Origin of the sequence: Rhodococcus artemisiae (assembly GCF_036327795.1) — a bacterium.
Classification (GTDB): Bacteria; Actinomycetota; Actinomycetes; order Mycobacteriales; family Mycobacteriaceae; genus Rhodococcus; species Rhodococcus artemisiae.
The window spans coordinates 1-24,517 of sequence record NZ_JAUTXY010000031.1; the positions used below are offsets into that span (position 1 = coordinate 1).

The following is a 24,517-nucleotide window of genomic DNA, read 5'->3' on the forward strand; positions in this document are numbered from 1 at the left end:
CGGATCCACGAACGCCAGATCCGCAGGCGTCAGCGTGAAGTACCGGAACAGCTCCTCGCGGCTGATCTCCGGGAATCCCCGCAGTCGTTCCAACTCCTCGTCCGCGAACATCCGCGTCGCCACGACCCCAGCCTCCACCAGCACCGACCAACATCATCATCGGCAGTCAAGCACCAACCAGTCGACAGCGCATGCCGAACTCGAAACCCCGTGCCCACCAGTCGGATACGCCAAATCCGCCCGATTTCCGGCGGATGCTACGGCTACCCCTCGAGGTCCGACACCTCCGGTCGCGAGGGTGGTCTGCACGGCGCTCCTCGGCGAATCGGAAGCAGACGGGGCTCTCACCACGGCGCGGTCGGCGATCGTCGCCACGGTGAGAGGATGGCCGATATGGCCTTTCCTCCAGAAGACGATCACGGGCAGCCCGGCCTGGTCCGGCTCGACGACGGGCACTACGGCTACCGCTGGAAGGACAGCGACGAGGTCATCGTGCTCTACACCCCGGGCGTCGACCCGCCTCAGCCCGACTCGAGCGTGATCGTCACCGAGGCCGGCTGAGACGCTCGTCGGTCGTCGCCGGTTCGATGCCGCGGTCCGTCAGTCGCGGCCGGCGAAGTACTCGGCGAATCCTGCCACGAACCCGCGTTCGTAGGCGTCGACGTCGGGCTGCCCGACCGGCGCGGTGAACCATGTCGCGGCGTCGTCCCCGCTGGTTGCATCGCCGAGGTGGTCCCGCTCGGAGGCTTCGCGGAAACCCGCGGCGTGCCCCTGCGCGTAGGCGGTGGTCATGCACCGGTCCCTTCTCGTCGTCGTGATCGCGGACGGCGTAGCACGCACACTACGGTCAATGCACCGGGCTGTGTTCTGGTGCGCCCTCACATCCAGAAAAGGCACTGTGTTTGAGGGCGCCGACGACAAGAGTCCTACGTCACATATGCCCCAAAACGGTCGTTCGGTGTCTTAATGTCTCGGGGCGGCCGCACCCCGCCCCTCGGCGATATTCAGGGTCGACATCGCGGATCGAGGCAGTGCAGCTGTGCTCATCTTCATCCCTCCGGCCGGCCGTGATTGCGACGATCGTAGTGGCCTGCACGTCGGTGGAGCCGTTCGGCAGTGCGATGCGGGCGCGGCGCGAGGTGGCCGACGGGTGCGCTACAGTCCCGATCAGCGGCGAGCAAGGGGCCGCTACCTCCCCCCTCTCGGCTCGAGGATTCTCCGGGATCCCCGGCCCGGACCCGGTGACGGTGTTCACCGGGTTCGGAGAGGTAGCGGCCCCCGCGCGCTGACGAACAGCGGCAGGCCGACGCTTCCCGAAGACCGCCGTTGACGCCCCTCCATCGACCTGCCGCACCCCGATCATAGCGAGGGTTCGAAAGTATGTGCGAAAATCGGGAGGTGGTGGCGTACGAGCGCGCTCCGAAGATGTGCCCAGCGGTTATGTACCCCTATGTAGTCGATGTCAGCGCTTGTCCGCGCAGGGGAGACCGAGACATGTTCTGACAGTTATGCATCCGGCTATCAGCAGTTTGCCGTAGCGTCCGGACGCATGCCGGAGAAGCCGACGTACAGCGTGACGTCAGCGATCCATACCCAGACCGGTGAGCAGCGATTTGTGATCGTCGATCGCGACGGGCGCATGCACCCGGCTGGCACCGCGTGGCTGCAGTACCTCAGCGACAGTGGGCGATCACCCCTCACTGCCCGTGAGTATGGACGCCGGGTCGCGGGATATCTCTCCTGGTGTGCCCAGACGATGGACTGGCGCACGGCAACGCTCAGTCATATCGCGTTGTGGCGACAGATCGTCGCGGCCACTCCTATGGGGAAAACAAATGGTCCGGCGGTGACTCGGGCAGCGTCGACCGTCCAGTTGTGGGTCATTGCTGTGCGCTCGTTCTATGAGTGGGCCGATGCGCATGAGCTGCTGGAAACCGATCTGATCGCGCGGATGACGCAGCTCAAGTACTTTCCTCCCGGCACTCGAGCGGGCGGTGAATTCGGCGTCACCCGTCGAGTGTTGGTCGATTCTCTACGGTCCGTGACGGAGACCGAAGCCACGCCGCGATGGATCGCGGATGCGGATGCTCGCACGGCTCTCACCCATCTCGAACTCGGCACCCGAGACCGCTTCCTGGTCGATCTTCTGTCCACAACAGGCATCCGTGTGGGCGAGGCGTTGTCGCTGTTCGTGGCCGATCTGCATTTCGGTGGAGGTTCGAGGCAGCTGGGTTGCCATCACGTCGACCCGCACTTTCACGTGCGTGTCGGCAACTCGGTGGAGAACCGGGCCCGCGCCAAAGGGCGGCCTCGAACGTTGTTCGTTCATCGTGATGTTGTCGAGGCCTACATCGACTATGCCCTGGAGCGTCGAGAGATCCTCTCGGCGGCCTCGGTCCGTGATTCGAGTCCGCATGTGTTCGTCAATGTGCGCTCCGAGCCTCGTTGGCTGGGACGAGCGATGAGCTACCAGTCGGTGAAACGACTGATGGACCGGTGTTCACGAGCTATCGGCCATGATCTGAGCGGTCCGCACATGCTGCGCCATACTTTCGCCACCCGGCTGTTGCGTGGGATCGACTGCGACCCGGTACCGATCGATGTTGTCCAATCGCTGCTCGGGCATGCCAGCATCACCTCGACCCGGATCTACACCCACGATGTCGAAACTGCGATGAAAGCGGCTACCTCGGCGCTGGCACCCCGCCCCACGCCGCCGATGACAGCGTCGCGTTGATCGGCGTCGGCGGCGGTGCTGCGCTCTCGCTGTGGACAGAAAGCGGTTCACCACCGGTCCTGACATGGCGCGAGCACCTGTTGAGCCACATCGATACGCAGTGGCGACCGGGCGAGTACGACCATCGCCGGCTGATTCTGATTCCGAGCCCGGACAATCCTCGGACGCTGTTGCGGCGCTGCTGGCGCGAGGGCTGCTTCCATGTTGTGGACGGGGTACGACTCTGCCCGTCGTGCACCGCCGAGCACGCCGTGACCTCGGGACAGTCGTTGGAGGAGTTCTGTGCTTCTCCGCCGATCGTGCGTCGGGACATACGCACGTGCCTAGTCGGATGCGAGCGCACGACCCGCCGAACCGGCCTGTGCTACGCACATGCCAGGCATTACCAGAATTCTGTCCACAAGCACGGTGCCGACCTCGGCCTCATGGAGTGGATCGAACTCACCCGGCCGACGATTCTGGAGAAGACGCCATCATGCGCGATACCCGGCTGCCGGTACGACCAGGTCACCGCGACGTTATGTTCGAACCATCGAACAGCGGCACAGTGCTGGCTCACTACCTGGAACGCTGCCGGCCGGACACCACCCGCGGATGTGAACCTCTGGATCCAGCGCTCCGCGGAACCGATCGACGAGCAGACCGGCCGGACCATGGCCACGTTGCGTGCGGTGCCCTTCGGTTTGTTGGAAGAGCCTCTCCGTTTCGAGCTCGTCTACGCCCTGCAACTGCGCGACACCGACGCCAAAGCCAGCCTCGACCCCGTCCACCTCCGACATATGCACCACGCATTGCGTCGCGGCGGGGTGAGCACTCTCATCGGCTCGGATCCGCTCCAGGTCGCTGAACTCACCACGTCCACACGAGCTGTGCGGGTGTTGGCCGCTGACTGCGTCCGCCGGATCGAAGCAGAACACCGCGTGTGGTCCGGACGTGACGATCGGGATCCGAGGTTGATCCACTTCGTCGACCTCGATCTCACAGATCACCATCGGCCGGGCCCGAAGGCTGTGGCGGATCTGAACGGCTTCACCCAGAACTGGATTGTGGAGAGTGTGGCTCACTGGATGTGGAACACCCGCACCCACACCACCACCATTTCGCGGATGCTCGGGGCATGGCGTCTCGCCGATCGGGTGCTGAGTGTGCACGACAAACCGCCGTCACGGCTGAGCGCGACTGACATCGACGCCATCGTCCGAGCGATCACCGCGAAATGGCCCTCCGCGACCGAGCAACGACGCCGGATGACGATGCTCTGGACGCTCATCGAGTACGGGCATCGGGTGGACGACCTCGAGCACATTTGGAAGAACATCCCCTCACGGTTCGGTCGAAACCGCACGACGCACAGGCCGAAACCGCGCAGCGGTACCGGACGCGACGACGACGAGCCTTTCCGGTTCGTACCCCAGCCAGTCGTGGATTGGCTTATGGACCATCTCCACCTCGTCGAGCGCGACACCGATTACCGGACCATGGAGGCGCGGGCCTTGCTGTTTCTGCTCGAACGCTGCGGCCGCCGGCCCGTCGAGCTCTTGCATCTGCGCGATGACTGTCTGTCCTTCGACTCGTCCGGACACCCTTTTCTCGAGTGGGAGCGCATCAAGGCACCCCGGAGCGCGGGAAAAAGGTTGCCCATCCACCGTGAGACCCATGACTTGATCCGGCAGTGGCAAAAGGTCAAAAGTGAGTGCGGGATCGAATCGCAGTGGCTGTTCCCGTCGAGCAGGTATCGACATCGGGACGACCCCTACGGGACCGGGTATTTGCTGTCCCGACTGCGGGAGCTTGTGACCGCGGTGCTCGAGCATGCGCCGTACCCCGGCCGGGTCGAAGGTGCCGACGGAAACCTGATCGACTACGACCTGCGGACCATCGATGCTTATGCCCTGCGGCACGCCTACGCGCAGCGCTACGCCGACGCGGTGGATGCGGACGGCCGAAGCACGACACCCCCCGACGTGCTGCAGGCGCTCATGGGTCACAAGTCGTTCACCACGACGATGATGTACTACGAGGTCGGCGCCAAACGCCGCAAGAAGGCACTCGCAGCCATCCCGCCCCGGAGAATCGATTCCTTCGGCCGCGTCGTCGACGTCAATCCCGAGCGCGATGGCTTCACTCGAGTTGCCGTCGCCCTCGGACACTGCGAAGAACCACAGAATGTCGCGTTGGGCGGCGATGGGTGCATGCTCGCCCACGCGTGCGAAGCCTGCCCGTTCTTCCGGGTCGATCCCCTCGAACGCGATGGCATGATCGCCAAACGGGTCGACCTGAAGGTACACCTCGAGCGGGCGTCGGTTATCGGAACTCCCCAGCACATGCTCGATCACTATAGAGCCCGAATTGACCACTGCACCAACATTATCAACGCGATCGACGACTACCTTTCCACCCTCCCTCCCGAGGAGGGCGCGGCGATCCGGGTGGCGCTCGACAGCATGGCCGATATCCGACGCCGCGCCACCTCCGCACGACGAATCGACCTTCGCTACCACCTGAAAGCAGTCGACCAGCCATGACCACCACCGCGGCGATCGCCGGTTTGATCCACTACAACTCCGCCAGAAGCAAGCAGAAGACGCAGGCGGTCCTCGACGCCGTCGCCGAGCTTCGCGAGAGCCCGCGGGGTCGAATCACCAAATCGATCGTCGCCAGGCACGCGGGCGTCTCCCGCGAATTCATCTACGCCCATCCCGACCTACGCCAGCTCATCGACGCTGCCGCACGGGAACTTCTACACAACACGACGTCGATCCCCTCGGAAAACGCGAGCATCGACGGACTCCGCGCCCAGAACCAGACGTTCGCCGCCAAGATCTCCGACCAGAAATCCGCCATGGCGCACTTGCGGTCCACGATCCAGGAATTACAAAGACAGCGGCAGCATTATCTCGGTGACGCACTCGCTCACTCGACCATCGATATCGGCGATCACCAACGCCTACAAGCGGATCATGACCGGCTTGCCGCTGAAAACATCGCACTACGGCACCAAGTGCTTCAACAAGACAACCTCCTCGCGGAACTTCGCGAGGACCTCGCTGCATCCCGACGAGCACACGCCGAGGACCTCGCGCACCAGAATTGTGCGGACGGGACGGTCCCGCTCCACGGCCGGAGGGTGTGACGACTCACCCGTTGTCGGCCCATCAGAGACCGCGGTAGCGACGCTGACGAGACGGTTTCCATTCATCGTTGGTTAGCGGTTATTATCGCCGTATGGCGATTAATAGTGTGGATGGGTGCCTCGCCGCAGCGGGCACCGAATCGAGTCTCGATGCGGCGGTGGCGTTGTTCCACAGCCTCTCCGACGGCACCCGACTGGCGATCGTGCGCAGCCTCGCCGGCGGGGAAGCCCGAGTAGCGGACCTGGTCGGCGAGCTGGGATTGGCACAGTCGACAGTGTCGGCGCACGTGGCGTGCCTGCGGGACTGCGGCCTGGTGCAGGGCCGGCCGCAGGGCCGGCAGGTGTTCTACTCGCTGACCCGACCGGAACTGCTCGATCTGCTGGCCTCGGCCGAAACCCTCTTGGCCGCCACCGGCAACGCCGTCGCGTTGTGCTCGAACTACGGCACCGGCACCGACACCGGGGTGACGGCATGAGCGACGCCTGCGGGTGCGGCCACGACGAACCCCGCGTCGAAGGCGAGGACGAGCACGAGCCGGACAAGTGGTGGCAGGTCACCGAGATCCGGGCCGCCGCAGTGGCCGGTGTGCTGCTGATTGCGGCTCTGATCGTCCACCTGATCGGTGGGCCCGACGCTCTCGGGACGGGCTTCGAGGCGGTGGCGCTGATCGTCGCCGGCTACACCTTCGTCCCCTCCACCCTGAAGCGGCTGGCCAAGGGCAAGATCGGCGTCGGCACCCTGATGACCATCGCCGCCGTCGGCGCCGTGCTGCTCGGCGAGGTCGGCGAGGCCGCGATGCTCGCGTTCCTGTTCGCCATCAGTGAGGGCCTCGAAGAGTACGCGGTCACCCGCACCCGCCGCGGCTTGCGCGCCCTGCTGAATCTGGTGCCCGACACCGCCACCGTCCTCCGCGGCGGCCGTGAACAGACCGTCGCCCCCGCGGAGTTGAGGCTCGGGGAGATCATGATCGTCAAGCCCGGGGAGCGGCTCGCCACCGACGGCACCATCCGCACCGGCCGCACCGCCCTGGACACCTCCGCGATCACCGGGGAATCGGTGCCGGTCGAGGCCGGACCGGGTGATGAGGTGTTCGCCGGATCGATCAACGGCACCGGCGTGCTCGAGGTCGAGGTCACCGCCGGCGCGCAGGATAACTCGCTGGCCAAGATCGTCAAGATCGTCGAGGCCGAGCAATCCCGTAAGGGCGAGGCCCAGCGTCTGGCCGACACGATCGCCAAGCCCCTGGTCCCGGGGGTGATGGTCGCCGCGGCGCTGATCGCCGCGATCGGCAGCGTGTTCGGCGATCCGCTGGTGTGGATCGAACGCGCCCTGGTCGTGCTGGTCGCCGCCTCCCCGTGTGCGCTGGCGATTGCGATCCCGGTGACCGTGGTCGCCGCGATCGGCGCCGCCTCCAAGCTCGGTGTCCTGGTCAAGGGCGGTGCCGCCCTCGAAGCGTTGGGCCGGATCCGCACCGTTGCGCTGGACAAGACGGGCACCCTGACCCGCAACCGACCCGAGGTCATCGACGTCGCCACCACCGGCGGCGCCACCCGCGCCGACGTCCTGAACCTTGCAGCGGCACTCGAGGCCCGCAGCGAACATCCCCTCGCCGCAGCGATCCTCGCCGCCGTCGACGACTACACCCCGGCCGGGGACGTCGACGCGGTCCCCGGCGCCGGACTGACCGGACACGTCGGCGGCATCCCCGCTCGCCTGGGCCGGCCGGGCTGGATCGACCCGGGCCCCCTGGCCGCCGATATCGAGCGGATGCAGCACGCCGGAGCCACCGCGGTGCTCATCGAACGGGACGGCACCCTGATCGGCGCGATCGCGGTGCGCGACGAACTGCGCCCCGAAGCCCGCGACGTCGTTGCGGGGCTGCGCCGCGACGGCTACACCGTGGCGATGCTCACCGGCGACAACGAGCGCACCGCACGAGCGTTGGCCGCCGACGTCGGCATCGACGAGGTCCATGCCGATCTGCGTCCGGAGGACAAGGCCCGCATCATCGACACCCTCCGCGGTACGCGGCCGACGGCGATGGTCGGCGACGGCGTCAACGACGCCCCGGCCCTGGCCACCGCCGATCTGGGGATCGCGATGGGCGCGATGGGCACCGACGTCGCCATCGAAACCGCCGATGTCGCCCTGATGGGTGAGGACCTGCGGCACCTGCCCCAAGCCCTGCAGCATGCCCGACGCTCCCGGACGATCATGTTGCAGAACGTCGGCCTGTCGCTGGCGATCATCACCGTCCTGATCCCCCTCGCGTTGTTCGGGGTGCTCGGGCTGGCCGCCGTCGTCCTGGTTCACGAGGTCGCCGAGATCATCGTGATCGCCAACGGGGTCCGCGCCGGCCGCGCCCGCGCCCTCGCCGGCCCGACGCCGGGCATGCCCAAACCAATGTCGGCGTCTACGGCCAGCGCATGACCGGTACACCGATCGCGAGAGTGCGGCCGCCGTGGCGACTGCTGCTCGTGTCCGGTGTCGTCGATGCTCGCACTGAATCCAAGGAGTCCGCACTATGACCGCGATGTCCACGATCGTCCACGCCGCCTACACCGCCGAGATGGCGGCCGCCCGCGCCACGTCCGTGGACAGCGAGCGGTGGGCGCACCTCGAGCGTGCGCACATCCTGTCCCAGCCCTACCCGTGGCCGCACACCCGTAACCACCTCGCCATGCTCGGTCTTGCTCTGCGCCAGCGTGACCGTCGTGAAGCTCTCGGTCAGGTAGTGCGGGTCATCGTCGCGTCTCCCGGGTCCACGCTGGGCCGTTACCCCGAGGGCAACACCGGTCGTACCCGTGCCGGGCTGATGACCCGGATGACGGTGCCGGCCGACCTCGCTGAAACCCTCGCCGCACAGCATTGATTTCCTCGAGTGTCCTCAGGCAGCACAGCGAATGGGCACAGTATCCACAGCAACTGACACCCCACAGCCCGCTGGCCAGCAAAAACCGACGTAGGGGTGAGATAACGGCGGGGCACGATCTGGGGCCGAATCGTGTGGCGGTGGGGTGGATTCCCTGTTCATGCGAGACGACTCGGCGGCCGTCGGGGGCGATGGGTCACCGGACGTACCGGTGTTTATGTGGGGCCGAAATTCTGATCCCGCCGCATACCGGGCCGGTCTTGTTCGGGGTGCAGTGGCCCACAAGGGAGCCGGGGGCCTCGCAGACGGGGCGATAGCTGCGCGGCAGGGGTGGCCGTGAGGCTGCCGCGCCACCGCTGCGCGCCGGCTTGCCCTCGAAGCAGTGATGGAGCCGATCGGGGTCTACTGAATGCACCCCGGCACTATTCCGAATATCTGTTTCTTCCGTCTGATGCGGTATTCGAATTACGGGTCGAGGTCGTGGCTCGTGTGGTGCCTGTGGGGCAGGTCCACGGTCGCGGCGGGGGTGTCTGGCGCGGCGGTGCCGGGGATTCTTGCCCGGACGGGCCGGGGGTGGCCGAGGGTCGCGGCGGCGATGGCGCGTAGGTCGACGCCGTGGTCGATGATCGGGCCGACGGGTAGTGGGTCGGTGGGGTCGGTGATCGCCATGTCGAGTACTTCGCGCATCAGGCGGGTGTCGCCGGTCTGCATGTACTCGAAGCGCCCCCAGACGAATTGCTCGCGGAGGTCTCCGAGCAGAGGGTTGCTGGCGAGGTCGGCTTTCTTGACGGCGATGAAGCGGTCGGTGTCGAGGGTGTAGCCGGCCTCGGTGCACAGCTGCCGGAAGAACGCGAATTGGCTTCGGGTGTTGCCCTCGCGAAAGCTGTGAACGTGATTGATCCGCAGCCACACTTTCGTCAGCTCGTCGAGGAACTGTTCTCGTCCGAGTCCGCGGAGGTTGTCCTTGGCGGCGATGCGATCGAGAACCAGGGCGCTGGCCTCGGGGACGTCGCGGGCCTTGAAGTACGAATGCGGGATCTCGGTGACCCGGCGCTGACCGTTGCGCACGGCGGCGACGTCCGGCCCCATCTTGACCATCGGCCAGTCCCGTGGTGCGGTGCGCAGTTGCCCGGCCCAGGGGTAGATGTCCTGGAACAGGTGGTGGTGGATGCGTTGGAAGTGTGGCAGGTCGAACCGGCCGGGGATCGGATCGTCGGCCAGCTCCTGCATGCGCAGGTAGCTGATGACGCCTTCGGTGCGGTGCAGCAGGTCGGCGTCGGGGATGCCGTGCGGCCATTTGTCCGATCGCAGGACCAGGCTTTTCATCACGGCGCGGTTGGTGTCGGGCATTCCGTCCGGGTGCCAGTCGACCGTGTCGGGGATGAAGTAGTCGAGCCATTCGCGGGAGTAGCGCGGGGCCATGTCAGTCGATCTCGTAGCCGGCTTCGCGAGCCATGATCTTGGTGACTTCGTCGATGGTCGTGGTGCCTTGGATCAGTTCGACGAGCAGTTCCTTGTCGGCGTCGCTCATGTCGCGGCCTTCGATGGCCATGATCGGTTCCATCGCGGCGACGGCGGCGCGGGCTTCGGCTTCGGTCTTGCGTGGTGTCACAGGTTCCCCCTGGTCGGTGGTGTGGGGTGGGGCAGGACCGTCGGGTCCTGCCCCACCGGTGGTGTTGAGGTTAGAGACGCGGTCAGACGGCGCGGCCGTCTTCCTCGTATCCGCCTCCGTATTCGGCTTCGTACTGCTGCATCGGGTCGATGTGCTGCTGCTGTTGCGGCCGCGTGCCGTGGGGATTGAACTTGTGCAGTGGGCGAACGTCGCCTGCGGCACGCAATCCGTGTGCGAGCGTGTCATCGAGCTCGAAGGTGCCGGTGGCGGCGCTGACCGTCTCGGTCGGCTCCACGATCGCGTCGGCGGGTTCGACCACCGCGGCGGTCGGTTCCACCGTCGTGGGGGACGCGGCGTTGTCGAGGCGTTCGCGGCGCTCGAGGCCGGCCTGGTGGATCGCCTCGCGGGGGATCTGCCGGTCGGCGGCGAACTGTTCGACCACGCGGGTGCCGAGGCTGAATGCCTCGCTTCGGGTGTTGACGGCTTCCCGGTCGAGCGCGCCGTCCCCGTCCCAGGCTTCGAGCTGCCATTGCCGGTCGTCCCAGTACACTCGGGCACCGGGCCGGCCGGTGCCGGCGTCGAAGCCGTACTGCCAGCTCGCTTCGGTCTCGTCGAGGGCCACCCACGGGTCGGCCTTGCGGTTCGCGTCGCGCTGCTCGGCGCCGTCGAGCCATTCCTGCCGGGCGGCGGCCATGCGGGCCGGGACCGAGGCGATGAGGTCGGACTTGCTCATGCCGCGGTGTTCGGCCCACGCATCGGTGGGGTTCAGGTCGAGGGTCCACTGCGGGTACTGCCCGTCCGCGGCCCGGCGCTCGCGGTCTTCGCGGGCTCGACGTAGTGCGTCGGGGGAGTTCTCGCGGGCGTTGACCTCGAGCCGCAGCTCTTCGGCCCGCAGTTTCGCGGCCTCGAGTTCGGCCGTGGCGGTGAACTCGAGTTCCGGTTCGGCCTCGGCGTCGGCGAGCCGGCCCCGGTTGTGTTCGATCCGCGCTTCGATGACCGGCACCTGCCGGGTGGCCTTCTCGGCGAGATTGCGGAGGGTGGTCAGCATCCCCTGCGCCCCACTGGCTTTCTCGACCGCGTTGAGGAACCGATCGCGGTCGTACCAGGCGATCTCCTCGCCGACACAGACGTAGAACTGGCCCAGGACCTGGGTGTAGCCGAGTTCGAGGGGCACGCCGCCTAGGGCCCCGAAGACCACCTCGTCGTTGCTGCGGGTCACCTCCTCCTCGAGCCGGATCAACGATCCTCGCAGCGCGTCGGCCAGATCGGCGGTCTCCGAGTCGGGGATCGCGGCGTGGGGGAAGTGCCACATCTTCGTGGCGCGGTCGTCGATGCTGTTCCACGCGGCGAGCTTGTCGACCATCGCCCGGACGTCGGGCAGCCGGGTCTCGTCGGTGGAAATGGACTTGCTCAACGCTCGGATCGCGGCGCCTCTGGCAGCGTTGGCGTTGAGCACCGCATCGCGGCGAGCTTCGAGTTCGGCGACCTTCTGGTCGGCCTCGACCTGCGCGACGAACACCGGATCACCCGTGGCCGCGGCCTTGCTCTGCGCCCACGAGACCGTCAGATCCCCGCCGAGGTCCTCCATCGTCGGGGGCACATCGGCCTTGCGGATCATGGCGACGAAGTTCGATTTGCGGGCCACGTACTGGTACATCATCGCGTCGAAGGATCTGCGGGCGACCATGTTGACCACCTGCACGCTCTGGTGGACGTTGCCCTGGCGGATGATGCGGCCGAGACGTTGTTCCATGTCCGCAGCCGTCCACGCCGGGTCGAGGTTGATCATCTGTTTGAGCGCCCGTTGGACGTTCAGGCCGGTGCCGCCCTTCTTGGTGGAGGTCAGCAGCACCCGGATCCGTCCGTCGGTGCACGCTTCGACCAGCCTCGCCTTGGCCTTGGGGCTGTCGTAGTCGTGCATGAACGCGATCTCCTCGGCCCTCATGCCTCGCCGGACGAGGGCGTCGCGCAGCTCGGTGTAGAGATTGCGGGCCTTGGGGCCGGCTCCGACCTTGGGGGTGCCGCGGTCGCAGAACACCAGCTGGAACACCCCGGTCATCTCGGGGCCGTACTTGTCGGCCGGGATGCGCAGGTCGGCGTGGTCGGTGTGGACCTGCCAGATCAGGTCGGCGGCGTGTTCGATGCGGCTGTGCTCCGGCTCGGGAGGGGCGAGGTTCGCCAGTGAGGGGTGCATGGTGAGGTTGCGCCCGTCAGTGGCGATCTTGAGGCTGTTGTCCAGGTCCATCCGATCGCCCTGGATCTGGGACATGCGCACATCGAGGTCGGCCATCGCGTCGACGGCGTCGGGGCCCATGTCGAACTCGACGATCTGCGGGGTGCCGCCGTCGAGGACGGGCAGGCGCACCGGGATCTGCTCGGCGGTCACCACGTCGCGGAACTGGTCGAGCATCGCCACCAGCTGCGGCACGTTGGCGTATTCGGCCATGCGGGTGCGCATCTGGATGCGGGTGGCGGTGGTGTTCATCTCCGGCACCGATACCGGCTTGGCGAAGGTGCCCGCCCAGTTGTCGATGCGCCCCAGGCCGGCGGCGTGCAGCAGGTCCGGGCGCAGGTACTTGGTCATCACCCAGATTTCCGACAGCGAGTTGGTGATCGGGGTGCCGGTGGCGAACGCGATCGCTTTGGCCGGGGCGTGCGGCATGCCCTGCTCGGCGTTGCGCACGCGGGCCTGCTCCCGCAGATACTTGGCTTTCATCTCCAGGTCGGTGGCGCGCTGGGAGCCGGTCGGCACCGACAGGTCGGCGCTGTTGGACGGGCGGGTGAGGTTCTTGTAGTCGTGGGCCTCGTCGACGAACAGGAAATCGCAGCCCGACTGCTCGAAGGTCAGCCCGTCGTCGGTGGCCTTGGCGTCGATGATCTTCTCGATGCGCCCTTCGGCGGCCTTGATCGCGTTCTCGATCTGCTTGACCGTGAACTCCGCGCCTTGACTGTTGGCGGCGTCGAGAGCCTGCCGTAGTTCGGCGAGTTCGCCTTCGAGGTACTCGATCTGCGCTTCGCGGCGCAGGGCGATGCGACTGAACACCGACTGGGGCACGATCACCAGATCCCAGTCGCCGACGGCGGTTTGCCCGACGAAGCGTTGCCGGTCATCGCGCCCGTCCAGGTCGGCGGCGACGAGGATGTTGGCGTTCGGGTAGGCGTCGCGGGCCTCGACCGCCCACTGCCCGAGCAGGTGATTGGGCACCACGATCCACGGCTGCCGGATCTGTCCGAGGCGTGTGGCTTCCATGCACGAAGCGGTGATCGTCAGGGTCTTGCCGGCTCCGACCACGTGGTCGAGCAGGATCGTCTCGTCGTGCAGGAACCGCTGCACCGCTGCGGCCTGGTAGTCGTAGGGCGTGTATTTCGGGTTCAGGCCGGGGAAGGTCTTGCTGCGTCCGTCGTGGACCGGTTTGACGAACGAGTTGTAGCGCTCGTTGAAGATGCGGGCCAGGCGCAGATAGCGGTCGCCGTCCTCCCACAGCCACTTCTCGAACCGCTCCTGCAAGGCCGCGGCCGAGGCTTGCGCCTGCTCGGTGAGCTTGACGTTGAACCGCGGCTTGGGGGAGCGGTCGAGCTCGTCGGCGGTCTTGTTGACCTGGATCGGTTTGTTGTTGGCGAGCAGTTCGAACATCTTCACCCCGGTGAGCCGGTCGGTGCCGTACTTGTCGGGATAGCCGCCGGAGAACTCGTGGCGGCTTTTCTGGTCGGTGGAGATCTCCCAGCTGCCGCTGATCGCGTCGTGCTCGACGGTGAGCCGGTCCGGGCGCAGCCCGAACTCCTGGATCAGGAACGCCCGGTAGTCCTCGATCGGCACCCAGGTCGCGCCGATGCGCACCCCGATGTCGGCGGGGTCCACATCCGCCGGCACCACCGATTCCAGGGCCTGCACCAGCGGGGCGTAGCGGGGATCGGTGGCCGCTTTGACCTGGGCGAGGGCGAGTTTGTCGCGGACCTGCCCGGACAGCGCGACGGTGGCGAGTTCCCACTGGTCGTCGGCGTGCAGGGACGGATAGATCCGACCCTGGGCCTGGTCGAGGGCGTCCTCGACGGACAGGTTCAGCAGCTCGGCGACCCGGTGCGGGGCGATGTGTCCGAGCTCGTCGAAGCAGATCGCCAACGCCTCGTCGAGGTCGGCGGCGCCGGTGGCCTTGTCCTTGAACGGGGTGGTGTCCTCGGTGAAGATCGCCGTCTTGGTCGCCACCGCCTCGGTGCCGTCGAAGCGCGACTGGAACTTCTCGATCGCCAGCACCATGCCCAGCCGCGGATCGCGGGCGATCGCGCCCTGCAGATGCGCGGAATACCGCCGCGGCTGCGGCTGCTCGGCCGTCTTCTCGCGCAGCTCCTCGAGCACCTCGTCGGGAATCGACCCGGTGTAGGGGCCGGCCTGCGTCGGGTCGAGACCGTCGGCAATAGCCTCGTCGCGGCCGGTCTTGATCCGCCACTCGGTGATCGCCTTGTCCAGGCGAGCGGCGATCTTCTCGTCCGACAGCGGGGTCGGGTCGGTGAGCTTGAAGCGGTTCAGCGGCCCCCACGTGGCCACATAGCGGTCGTAGAGAACGCCCAGGCGCCCGCGGATCACGTCGCGGTCGGCGACGGTATGCGTGCGGGAGCGGCTGGCCTCGGCCAGCTCCATCACCGTCTCACCCAGGGCGATGAGCACCTTCCACTGCTCGGCGAGGTCTTTGCCGCGGCAGCTGACCTCGGCCCAGCCGCGGCCGAGGGTGAACTGCTCGAAGCGATTCTCGGTCTCGTGGAATCGCATCGTGCCGGGCAGCACCTCGTTGGAGTCGAGACCTGTTCCGGTGCGCAGCCCCGGCGTGGTGAACGCTTCGAACTGCGCCGGGTCGGGGGCCGGGGCGGTGAACCCGAGTCCGCGTTCGAGGGCCTGGTCGATGAGCGGGTCGAGCTGGGTACGCAGTTGCTCGGCCAGGGGCCGGCCGGTGGCAGGCACAACGCGCAGCGACGACCCGGCGTACATGCCGCCCCCGACGGTGAGGGTGCCCAGCACCCGCTGCGGGTACTTCGCGAAGTACGGGTTGATCCAGGTCCGCGTGGTCTCGCCGGTCTTGGCGTCGACTGCTTCGACCTGGACGGCGGGCTGTGCCCAGTCGAGGGTGTCCTCGGTGGGGGTGGCTCCGTCCTCGCGGCGGCGGAAGATGAGCACGTCGGTGACCACGTCGGTGCCGGCCTGCCGGTCGAACGCGCCGGTGGGCAGACGCACCGCACCGATCAGATCACCCTTCGCGGTGATCACGGCGCGCTGTTCGGCGCGTTTGGCGTCCGAGGTGAACATGCTGGTCACCACGGCGACGTAGCCACCGGGCGCGGTCAGGTCGAGGGATTTGGCGATGAAGTGGTTGTGGATCGCCAGACCGCCCGGGTTGTGGATCGGATCGACGGGCGCGAACTTGCCGAACGGGACGTTGCCGATCGCCCCGGTGAAGGTGCCGGCGGGGGCGAAGTTGCGTTCGAAGCCGTGGTTGCGGATCTGCTGCGAGGGATACAGGTAGTGCGCGATCTTCGCGCTGATCGGCTCGATCTCGACGCCGACCATGCGCACCGATGCCGGGGCAGTGCCGACGAAATGACCGGCCCCGCAGCCCGGTTCGAGCACCAGGGCGCCGTCGGGCAGTCCGGCCCGCGCCGCCGCCCGCCACAGTTCGGCGACGATCGCCGGGTCGGTGTAGTGGGCGTTGAGGGTGGTCTGGCGGGCCTGGGCGAAGCCCTTGTCCCCGAGCAGATCGAGCAGTTCGGTGTGCTCGTCGCCCCACTGCGCGAGGATCTTCGCGCGGTTGTCGAAGACCTCCGGGACCGCTCCCCAGCCGGACCACTGCGCCAGCACCGCCTGCTCGTCGGCGGTGGCCGGTCGCTGCTGCTCCTCGAGCCGGCGCACCAGGCGCAGGGCGGCGATGTTCGCCCGCGCCCGGGCCTTCGCCCCGGTCGGGACCAGCACCTCGGTGCCGAGGATGAAGTCCTGCGCATCGACGGTCGGCGGCACTGCACGCACTGCCGCCGCCGCGGCGGTGGCCCCGGGTCGTGGCTGGTCAACGGCGGTCTGTGGTTCGACGTCGGCAGCGGCGGCGTACTCGGCGGCGGTGGCGCGGGAGACCCACACGTGTGCGCCGGATTCCTTGCGGACCCGCACCAGCTGGCTCGTGTCCCGCCACAGGGGACTCGACAGCGGTTCGCCGTACTCGGTTTCGGGAACGACCAGCTCGTTGGTGTCCGGGGCCGGGGCGCTCTGCGCCGCCTCGTCGGTCGGGGCGGCAGTGTCCGGCTCGGTGGTCGTCTCCGCGTCCGGTGCCGGAGTCGCGTCGGTGGTCGTGGCAGGTTCAGGGGCCGGGGTCGGCGCGGCGACCGGCCCGATGGGGCCGACCATCAGGGGATCGGTGAGCACCCACGCGGTCGCGGGCGCATCGGTGGCAGGGGCGGCAGGGGCCGGGTCCGACGGCTCGGTGGGAGCCAGTTCGACCTCTTCGAAGATCACCGCGCCTGCGTCGTCGATCGCAGGCGCTACGACTCGAGGGGAGGGCGGTTCGGCCTCCTCACTGACCTGCGGTTCTGCCTCGGCCTCTGTCTCGGTGTCGGTGTCGAGCGGGGCTTCGGTCTCGGCGGTGTGGTCCGGGTCGAGCTGCTCGCCGTCGCGTTCGGCGGCGAGCACGGCGCGGGCGTCGGCGATCGCGTCCCGCATCGTCAGCTCGGGCCGGGGCTGGCCATCGACGTAGGTGATGTGCTCGCTGCTGTTCGGTGCCCACCCGGAGCGGATTGTGACGTGTCGGCCGTCGGGGTCCCCGAGGACTACATCTCCGGCCCCGGCGAAGGTCAGGTCGGTGGGGGTGAGGCTGTAGAGGTCGTCCCCGGCGGCCCGGATCTCGCGCAGGACCTTCGGGTCCACGTCGTTGTCGAGGGTCCAGTCCAGATCGATGCCGTAGCTGTCGAGCAGTGCGGTCTCGGCCGGGAAATCGCTGCGCAGCTGGTCGATGATGCCGCTACGCACGTCCTTGATGAGCGAGTGGGAGGCAACGAAGGTGCCTGTTTCGTTGTACTTCCACAGCAGGTCCGCACGGGCGGCAGCGTGGTAGAACTCGTTGTTCCGGGCGTAGGCGATCGCCCTGGTCAGCACGGTGGCGCGGGCCTGGGCGTAGGGCCGGTAGGCACGTTCGATCCACTCCGGGAGCTCGATGTTGCGTGCGTCGAGCAGCGCACCGATCGCCGCCCGTGCATTGCGGCTACAGGTGACGGAGGTGCCGCCCCCGTCGAGGGTGTAATCCCAGCCCCGGATCGGGAAGAAGCTGACTTTGCTGTTCGGGCGGTCGTTCAACCGCAAGGCGCAGTATGCGGCCTCGTCACCGAACAGAGCGGCAAGATCCGACGGCTCGGGTGCGGGCAGGTTCGGGATGATGTTCCCGCGCATCTCCGCAGCGAGACGCTCGGGGGGAATGCCCGCGGTGGCGGCGACGAGATCAGGGCGCTCCTCGGCCATGACCTCGAACGCGGTCTCGATACCGATCTCGATGATCGGGGTACGCGTGTGCATCGGCAGTCCGGCCCACGATCCGAGCAGCGGATCCCGCTGGGCGTGCCTGGTCATCCACGCCGTCCACTCCGCGGCGGTGTCCTGATCCCAGGTCAGCTCGGGGCCGTGGATGCGCTCCCATTCGGCATAGGCCCGCTCGTACAGCTCGGCTGGCAACGGGTGATGCTCGAGCAGCACCTTCGCCGCGGCCTGCCGCAGCGGGGATGCCTCGCGGGCGGCTTCGGTAATCAGGCTCTGGGCCGCGGAACGGGCCACGGCCGGCAGGTAGTCCGGGCGTCGGCCCTCGACCGTGGCGATGAGCCTGGGATCCACGGCGACCTCGGCGATCAGAGCCTGGCGCTGCGCGGCGGTGGCCTCGCGGCGTCCCTGCTCGACCCCGGCGAACCACTGGGCGCGGATCTCGTCGCGGGCCTTGCGGCGGCGCACGGCCTTGATCGCAGCAGCGGCCTCGGGATCGGCGTCGGGCTGCGGAATGGTCAGCGGATCGTCGGGGTCGTAGGCGGCGCGGCCCCGCGCCCACCACTGCTCGACCTCGACCGCGGCGGCCTGGTCGATGCCGTCCTGCACGGCTTCGACGTGCTCGCTGCGCTGGGCGGTGGTCTCCAGCTCGGCCGGCTCCTGCGCGTCGAGGACGTGCTGGGTGGTGTCGAGGAAATCCTCCTCGATCGCGCGGTCCTCGCTGGCGCGGGCGTCGACGATCGTGTCGGTGACCTCGGCGGTGACCGGATGCTGCACCGGCTCGCCGGTGCGGGTCTGCCAGTACGCCTCGGCGGCGCGGTGCCCGAGTTCGCCCCAGCGTTTCGGATCCGCCAGGATCGACCGGCACACCACGAACATCTCGTCCGTGAGCGAGTCCCGATCGGCCATCAGATCGGCCAGGGCGACCTGGGCCTTGACCTTGAAATGCCCGTCGGCCCACGACAGGAACTGCGCGGCGGTGTTGACCTGCGGGTTCGCGGCGGCATCGGCGTCGGCGTCCGGTTCGGCCAGGGTCTCGAGCAACCGGCGCTCGACCTCGGCCAGCGGATCGATCCGCGGCCGCGGCTGCCGAGCCTGCCCGACCTGCGGTTCCTCGCTCCGGGACACCTCGGCACCGGCCGGGGCCTCCGGTGTCGGCTCGGCCGGTGCCGCGGCCGGGAGGAACATCGGCCCCGCGGGACGGTCGGTGAATTGCGCCAGCGGCAGGTTGCCGGCCAGCATCGCCGCGATCAGATCATGGGCCTGACCTTTGGTGATGCCCTCGTCGAGCACGAACGGCACGTTCGTCTCCGCTGCCAGACGCTCGAGGGTCCGCAACTGCCGCTCGGTCGCGGGATGCTCACGCCAGGCCGGCTGCGCGGCCGCGACCTCGCGCACCGCCTGCTTGGGAACAGCCTCCGGGTCGAGACCGAGAGCGTGCAGCTCGCTGCGCAGCCGGTTCTCCTGCGCCCGCAGCTCACGCCACTGCCCACGGAGCCGTTCGAGTTGTTCCGTGCAGGACGCAACATTCGCAGTGTTGGCTGCGATCCCTTCGGGCAGTCCGCGTTCGTGAGCAGTTGCCAATGCTCGACGCGCCGAAGCGAGCGCACGAGAGGCGTTCTTCCCCTGCCTACGCAGGTCAACGAGTTCCTCGCGGACTTGCGCCCACTGCGCCTGGATCAGAACGGCAGATCCGGGTCCTCCGGCGGGTTGCGCCGCATCTCGTCCTCGATCAGTGCCGCCAGCTCGTCCGCCAACCGGTCGCGGGAGGTCATCGGCACCGGCTGATTGTCCTCGATCCGCTGCGCGATCAGGGCCTCCGCCAGCGACAGGAACCATCCCGGCTTCGCCAGCCACACTCGCTCGACCACTCGCACCGCGGTCGGGTTCGGCCGCACGTTCTGCGTCCGCCACCGATCCGGGTCCTGTGCTGTCCGGGCCGCTTCCCAGTCCTTCTCGGCTTCCTGCTCGGCCCACACCTGGAACCGCTCCCAGTCCTCTCGGATCTCGGGTGTCACCTGCGGATACAGCTCGTTCTCCAGCACCATCTCCCGAGCTGCCCGCCACGCTGTTGCCTTGGCGCGTACCGCGTCCTGGTACGTCACGTCCGGGGCCGGCGGGGTCGCCTGCTCGAACTGCTCGGCCGCGTCCTCGGTCATCTGCTGCAGGCGCAGCGCTTCCCGGTCGATCCGCTCCTGCTCGGTCGTCGGATCGATCCCCAGCCACTCGACCAGAATCCGCCTGGTCTCGGCCGCGATCGTCAGGTCGATTCCCTCGACCTGCGCCCTGAAATCCTCGCTCTGCGGTGCCATTGTGCCCTCCCTGATCCTCGGTTCCGAACGTGTCCTGGTTGGCGTTCTCGTCCGCCACGCGACCTCCTCGACTGCGCCCGACCCTGGGCGGAGCTCCCCCCGATTCCGGGAACGTTTCAAGATCAATTCTACCCGATCACTGCACCCGAAATGCATTCTGAACTGCGGTTACCCGATCTTCCACTACCCGGTCCGCGATGCCCGCGGAGCGGCCGCCGCGACCGCCACCACGACGATCAGCGGAAGAACGAGAAGCCCTCCGACGCCGGCCGCCAGCGCCCGAACCGGGCGGCCGTAACGGCGATACGACCTGTGCGCGCAGAAGAGCGCGGCCAAGATTCCGAGCACATTGAAGATGAGCAGCACAACCATTCGATCCCCCTACCTCGGTGGGCGCGACAGGCACACCCGCCGTCTCGTCGTCCAGCTGTGCCTACACCACGGCGCCGACAGCGCCGCGGTCCGCATGTCCGCAGGCCGGCAGAGCCGTCTCGATTGCTCGCTGTCGCCACCGGCTGCCATCATTGGGGTACAACAGACCGGATCGAGACGGAAGGGAGCGCGCCGTGACCACACACGACGTTCGGGCACTGGTCGCACGGTGGCGTGCGCTGCCCACCGAGGAGAAGGTCTATCGGCGGCGCGCCGCCGTGGTCGATCACGTGATCCACAGCATGGCAATGGAAGGCGAGCCCGTCTCCGACCGATGGATCGAGCAGGCACGGCAGCGTCAGCGGGCCGTGCTGGGCTCGCACTGATCGTGCACGCACGGACCCGCGCAGCAGCAGCGACCGGTGGGTGAGCCGCCGGAGCCGGTCGATACCGGCAGCACCCGCCAATTCGAGACGCTGTTCGGTACGAAGACCTACCACGAGGTCGCCGATCTGATCGCCGAGCCACTGCGCCGACTGCTCGACGAGGTGGCCTCCGGTCGCTTCGCCGACGAGGCGATGGACGTGTATCTGCTCCGCGAGTTCCATCGCCGGATCCTGATCGACGTGATGCCCGACATCGCCGGCCGGTGGCGCAGGAAGCTGGTCCGGGTGGGAGGCCACTATCCGCCGGAACACATTCATGTAGACCGGGAGATGCGGGAGCTGTTCCACAGCTTCACCGGCCGGCTCGACTACTGCGCCGGCGACGTCGAGCTTCAACTCGAAGCCCTCGCCTACCTGGAGGCTCAGGCACTGCACGTGCATCCGTTCGAGGATTTCAACGGCCGAGCGGTCCGAGTGATGGTCGCCGAAGCCATGCGGCGGCTGGACTTTCCCGTCCTCGAACTCAGCGTCGAACGCGACACCGCCCAACATGCCCGGTATGTGGCGGCGCTGCGGGAATGGGATCAGCACAGGTCGTTGGCCCTGCTGTGCGAATTCTGGCGGGACGTTCGTTTCGCATCGCTGGACGATCAGGACTGACGGCCCTGCCTGCGACGCAGCGTGGAGCCGGGGGAGTAGGGGTGCCGCCCGTGAGCTCCGGTCGAAGATGCTGGACACGCACGCACAGGGATCCCGAGGAAATACGAACGCGCCTGTGCTGCGGGTTGGGCCGAGGACCTCGACCACAAGCGGAACAAGCGCCTACCGAGTGCGCAGACCCGAGGCGGTGGTGTCGAACTAAAGGCTTGGCCCATCGCGACGCAAGGTTGCATGCGTAGCGTGCATGCAATGTACGCATGTTTCCGGCAGCGTGCGTCGATCCATTCCGTCGGGGACACCGCCACCCTCCCGGTGCGTGGATGATCCGGTTCCGTCAGCGGAAGCGCCGACGGGACTCCGGGCACGGAAGATGACAAGAGCCGGCCCGCACTGCGCAACCCCCTGCACGGCGCAGTCCGAACCGGCCGCCCTGCAGTGTCGCACGCTCGGTCGAGATCGGCGAGATCGAACTGAGAAACCCCGCCGGAGAGAGTTTGGGGGGCAACTCAGGCGGGGTTTCGGTCACCGTGCAGGGGGATGACGGTGACACGAAAACTCTACCGAAAGGACACCGACGCCGTGAGGTTTCCTGCCCGTACCTGCCCACGGCTGGGTAGCACCGGGGGTCGAACCATCACGCCCGCGCGACGCTGCAAGCGCGTGCCGCCGGCCCTCGAGTCCGTGCCCGGGGCCGCGATCAAGGGGGGGCCATTTCCGCCCCGCCGATTCGGCGCCGGGTACTGACGTGCGCGGCGGTGTCGATCAGGGCGCTGCGAGGAGAAGAACCGCCGACGAGCTCAGGCCGACCATGATGGATAAGCACGGTTATCCATCAAAAACGTTGTGCGGAAGTGGATTTGGTGGGTGATTCCCGGAGGTCGACGGCGTGTATCCCGGTGTCCTGCGCCGCCGCATGCGTAGCCGATCGTCGCAGTCCGCGAACATCTTCGGGCTGGAAAGGGATCTGCGTACCGATTGGCAGCCTCGCGCGATCGTCGCTCCGGCGAACCCGGACGGGTCGCCGTCGTGTCCCGGCTACCAGCGACCACGGGTAACCACTGCGACTACGTCCGAGGTGACCGGCCTGCTCGGACCGCTGCAGTAGCCCGGCCGCAGGACCAGCTCCGAGGTTTCAGGGCCGGTAGATGTGGGCGCGGTGGTCGATGTCGACGATCAGGATGGTGCGGTGGTCGTCGTCGACACGGAGCAGGATGCGGTAGTCGCCGCGGCGGGCACTGCGCAGGCCTGCAAGGTCGTTGCGCAGTGGTTTGCTCAGCCGGTGCGGATTCTCCGCCAGTGGGCCGGAGATGAACTCGACGACCGCATGCACGATCCGTCCCGGTAGTCGGGACAGGGCCCGGCGGGCCGGTGAGGCGATCGCAACGTCGTAGGGTGCCGGCGCCTCGTCGGTCATCGGGGCGGCAGGCCGTGCTCGGCGCGCAGCTCGTCGAGCGAGGCGGTCCGGCCGGCGGCGTACTCGCGGTCGGCGACCGCGACCGACTCGGCGGTGCCGGGCCGAGACAGCCAGTAGATCGTCTCGTGCAGTGATTCCAGATCGTCGGCCGACATCAGGACCGCGGCCGGTTTGCCGTGCCGGGTGATCGTGATGATGTCGTGCGTGGCTTCGGCACTGTCCACCAGCGCCGAGAGCTTGTCCTTGGCTTCGCCGAGCGGTACCGTCGTCATCCGTTCATGGTAGCCCAACTATTAGCCATAATCTAGCCGGATATTTAGCCGATAACATATATTATGTCAAGTATAGGCCTGCATATTGCATCGGATGCATCATTCGACCCTCCCTGCGGCGTCGACTCAGCACCTCGACTGCCGCGTGGATACCGCTCGTGACCAGCGGCGATGCAGGGTTCTGTGTTCCGGCGCCGCCGACTCGGGTGGGTGAGTCGCCGGGACGCATCGTCGAGCCTTCGCTCAATCACCCCGGTTACGGAAGACCAGCACCCGCACTGGATACGCGAACTGCTCACCGGCACCGCCGAGTCCCTGCCATACCGTGTCGCCGGAACACTGCTGCTGCTCTACGACCAGCCACTTGTCAAGATCGCCTCGTTGCAGACCACCGACAACTTTGTCGTCGCGCACGAGCTGCGTCTGGTCCTCGGCGCCGACCCGGTCCCGGTCCCGGTCCCGGCACCGTTCGCCGCACTGCTCGAGGAACACTGCACTCACCGGCCGAACCTCCGCACCACGGCGGGAACCACCAGCACGTGGCTCTTCCCCGATTATCGGCACGGCAGCCACCTGCACCTCCACACCCTCATGGACCGAATCCGCAACCTCGGCGTCGACCTCCTCGGCGCTCGCAACGCCGCACTACGAGCCCTGGTCACCGAAGTTCCCCCACCGCTTGTTGCCGAGATGCTCGGCTACAGCCACCAAGTCGCGCACAAGCACACCGAGCTCGCCGCAGACCCGTACGCCCGCTACGCCGCCGCCTTCGCCGACCGAACCCGAACAATCCCCGGAACGTCGTGGGCGATGTCGGTGCTCGGTAACAGACAGCGTGGACGTATGCATCCCTCCACCAGCCCCGACCGTCTCGGCCGTCGGCCACCTGCGTAACCGGTGGGACATGCCGATCAACGCCAACCTTCGCTTCACCCTCAGTCGGCCATCAGCGCCGAAACGAGATCGATCGTCCTACGTCCGAATGTCGGGCAGCACGCCTCGGCTCACTCGACTCGACATTCGGTCCCGAGCAGAGCGGGCGGTTGTGTCCGTCAGCGCGACACTGTTTACTCGATGTCGGTGAACTCGCGCCCGACGGCGTCGCCCGTCGGTCCCCTAGTTGTTGCGGGTCATGACGTTGTAGACACCAGCTCGAGGGGTTGAAGAAGGCGGACGGGTCCTCCGACGGCAGGATGGGAAGTACCACCAACTCATCCGCCGAACGAAAGAACCCGTCCGTGCTCCACC

General features: G+C 67.5%; 20 protein-coding genes. 11 read left to right on the forward strand and 9 right to left on the reverse strand.

Annotated features, from left to right (window positions below):
• Positions 1–123: DUF4158 domain-containing protein (locus tag Q7514_RS33280; protein ID WP_408016215.1), on the reverse strand; the 123-nt coding region annotated here is incomplete at its 3' end.
• 270 nt (positions 124–393) lie between these two features.
• On the opposite strand from Q7514_RS33280, the gene Q7514_RS32390 reads away from it, so the two are divergent.
• Positions 394–561: a hypothetical protein gene (locus tag Q7514_RS32390; protein WP_006554639.1), complete on the forward strand. Its 168-nt coding sequence runs from the start codon at positions 394–396 to the stop codon at positions 559–561.
• Positions 562–600: 39 nt separating this feature from the next.
• Here Q7514_RS32390 and Q7514_RS32395 read toward each other — a convergent pair whose 3' ends face one another.
• On the reverse strand, positions 601–792 hold the full coding sequence (locus tag Q7514_RS32395; protein WP_006554640.1) for a hypothetical protein: 192 nt from the start codon (positions 790–792) through the stop codon (positions 601–603).
• Between the two features lie 757 nt (positions 793–1,549).
• On the opposite strand from Q7514_RS32395, the gene Q7514_RS32400 reads away from it, so the two are divergent.
• The 6 genes from Q7514_RS32400 to Q7514_RS32425 all read left to right on the forward strand — a co-directional run bounded on the left by Q7514_RS32400 (position 1,550) and on the right by Q7514_RS32425 (position 8,743).
• A complete protein-coding gene (locus Q7514_RS32400; RefSeq protein WP_061064897.1) occupies positions 1,550–2,737 on the forward strand; it encodes a tyrosine-type recombinase/integrase in 1,188 nt (395 codons plus the stop codon).
• A gap of 425 nt (positions 2,738–3,162) precedes the next feature.
• Entirely contained in the window at positions 3,163–5,262 is a 2,100-nt protein-coding gene (locus Q7514_RS32405) for a tyrosine-type recombinase/integrase (RefSeq protein WP_330137283.1), read from the forward strand.
• The gene (locus tag Q7514_RS32410; protein ID WP_006554650.1) at positions 5,259–5,870 is read left to right on the forward strand and encodes a DUF6262 family protein; all 612 of its coding nucleotides are present in this window, start codon (positions 5,259–5,261) and stop codon (positions 5,868–5,870) included. Before Q7514_RS32405 ends, Q7514_RS32410 begins: the two co-directional genes overlap by 4 nt.
• A 92-nt stretch (positions 5,871–5,962) precedes the next feature.
• Positions 5,963–6,346, forward strand: a complete 384-nt coding sequence (locus Q7514_RS32415) for an ArsR/SmtB family transcription factor (protein ID WP_026138146.1) — start codon at positions 5,963–5,965, stop codon at positions 6,344–6,346.
• Positions 6,343–8,301, forward strand: coding sequence for a heavy metal translocating P-type ATPase (locus Q7514_RS32420; RefSeq protein WP_006947237.1), 1,959 nt, complete (start codon positions 6,343–6,345; stop codon positions 8,299–8,301). Before Q7514_RS32415 ends, Q7514_RS32420 begins: the two co-directional genes overlap by 4 nt.
• 94 nt (positions 8,302–8,395) lie before the next feature.
• Entirely contained in the window at positions 8,396–8,743 is a 348-nt protein-coding gene (locus tag Q7514_RS32425; RefSeq protein WP_006554224.1) for a DUF3703 domain-containing protein, read from the forward strand.
• Positions 8,744–9,208: 465 nt separating this feature from the next.
• Here the strand turns inward: Q7514_RS32425 and Q7514_RS32430 are convergent, their stop codons facing one another.
• The 5 genes from Q7514_RS32430 to Q7514_RS32450 all read right to left on the reverse strand — a co-directional run bounded on the left by Q7514_RS32430 (position 9,209) and on the right by Q7514_RS32450 (position 20,537).
• A complete protein-coding gene (locus Q7514_RS32430; RefSeq protein ID WP_017682286.1) occupies positions 9,209–10,165 on the reverse strand; it encodes a Fic/DOC family protein in 957 nt (318 codons plus the stop codon).
• A 1-nt stretch (position 10,166) separates the two neighbouring features.
• Entirely contained in the window at positions 10,167–10,355 is a 189-nt protein-coding gene (locus tag Q7514_RS32435; protein ID WP_017682287.1) for a hypothetical protein, read from the reverse strand.
• 82 nt (positions 10,356–10,437) lie between these two features.
• Positions 10,438–19,437: a helicase-related protein gene (locus Q7514_RS32440; RefSeq protein WP_017682288.1), complete on the reverse strand. Its 9,000-nt coding sequence runs from the start codon at positions 19,435–19,437 to the stop codon at positions 10,438–10,440.
• 95 nt (positions 19,438–19,532) lie between these two features.
• On the reverse strand, positions 19,533–20,165 hold the full coding sequence (locus Q7514_RS32445) for a hypothetical protein (RefSeq protein WP_017682289.1): 633 nt from the start codon (positions 20,163–20,165) through the stop codon (positions 19,533–19,535).
• A 183-nt stretch (positions 20,166–20,348) separates the two neighbouring features.
• Entirely contained in the window at positions 20,349–20,537 is a 189-nt protein-coding gene (locus tag Q7514_RS32450) for a hypothetical protein (RefSeq protein ID WP_043823447.1), read from the reverse strand.
• 194 nt (positions 20,538–20,731) lie between these two features.
• Between Q7514_RS32450 and Q7514_RS32455 the strand changes: the two genes are divergently transcribed.
• From Q7514_RS32455 to Q7514_RS32465, 3 genes are all read left to right on the forward strand, one after another.
• Positions 20,732–20,923 carry a hypothetical protein gene (locus Q7514_RS32455; protein WP_017682291.1) on the forward strand — a complete coding sequence of 64 codons (192 nt, stop codon included), beginning with the start codon at positions 20,732–20,734 and terminating at the stop codon, positions 20,921–20,923.
• Positions 20,924–20,959: 36 nt separating this feature from the next.
• Positions 20,960–21,583, forward strand: coding sequence for a Fic family protein (locus Q7514_RS32460; RefSeq protein WP_017682292.1), 624 nt, complete (start codon positions 20,960–20,962; stop codon positions 21,581–21,583).
• Positions 21,584–22,469: 886 nt separating this feature from the next.
• A complete protein-coding gene (locus tag Q7514_RS32465; RefSeq protein ID WP_330137286.1) occupies positions 22,470–22,688 on the forward strand; it encodes a hypothetical protein in 219 nt (72 codons plus the stop codon).
• A 27-nt stretch (positions 22,689–22,715) separates the two neighbouring features.
• Here Q7514_RS32465 and Q7514_RS32470 read toward each other — a convergent pair whose 3' ends face one another.
• Both Q7514_RS32470 and Q7514_RS32475 read right to left on the reverse strand, forming a co-directional pair.
• Positions 22,716–22,997: a type II toxin-antitoxin system RelE family toxin gene (locus tag Q7514_RS32470; RefSeq protein WP_003934725.1), complete on the reverse strand. Its 282-nt coding sequence runs from the start codon at positions 22,995–22,997 to the stop codon at positions 22,716–22,718.
• Positions 22,994–23,269 carry a type II toxin-antitoxin system Phd/YefM family antitoxin gene (locus tag Q7514_RS32475; RefSeq protein ID WP_017682293.1) on the reverse strand — a complete coding sequence of 92 codons (276 nt, stop codon included), beginning with the start codon at positions 23,267–23,269 and terminating at the stop codon, positions 22,994–22,996. The genes Q7514_RS32470 and Q7514_RS32475 overlap by 4 nt, the downstream gene beginning before the upstream one ends.
• 210 nt (positions 23,270–23,479) lie before the next feature.
• Here Q7514_RS32475 and Q7514_RS32480 point away from each other — a divergent pair, with 210 nt between their 5' ends.
• Positions 23,480–24,163 carry a hypothetical protein gene (locus Q7514_RS32480; RefSeq protein ID WP_330137287.1) on the forward strand — a complete coding sequence of 228 codons (684 nt, stop codon included), beginning with the start codon at positions 23,480–23,482 and terminating at the stop codon, positions 24,161–24,163.
• Positions 24,164–24,517 lie beyond the last annotated feature (354 nt).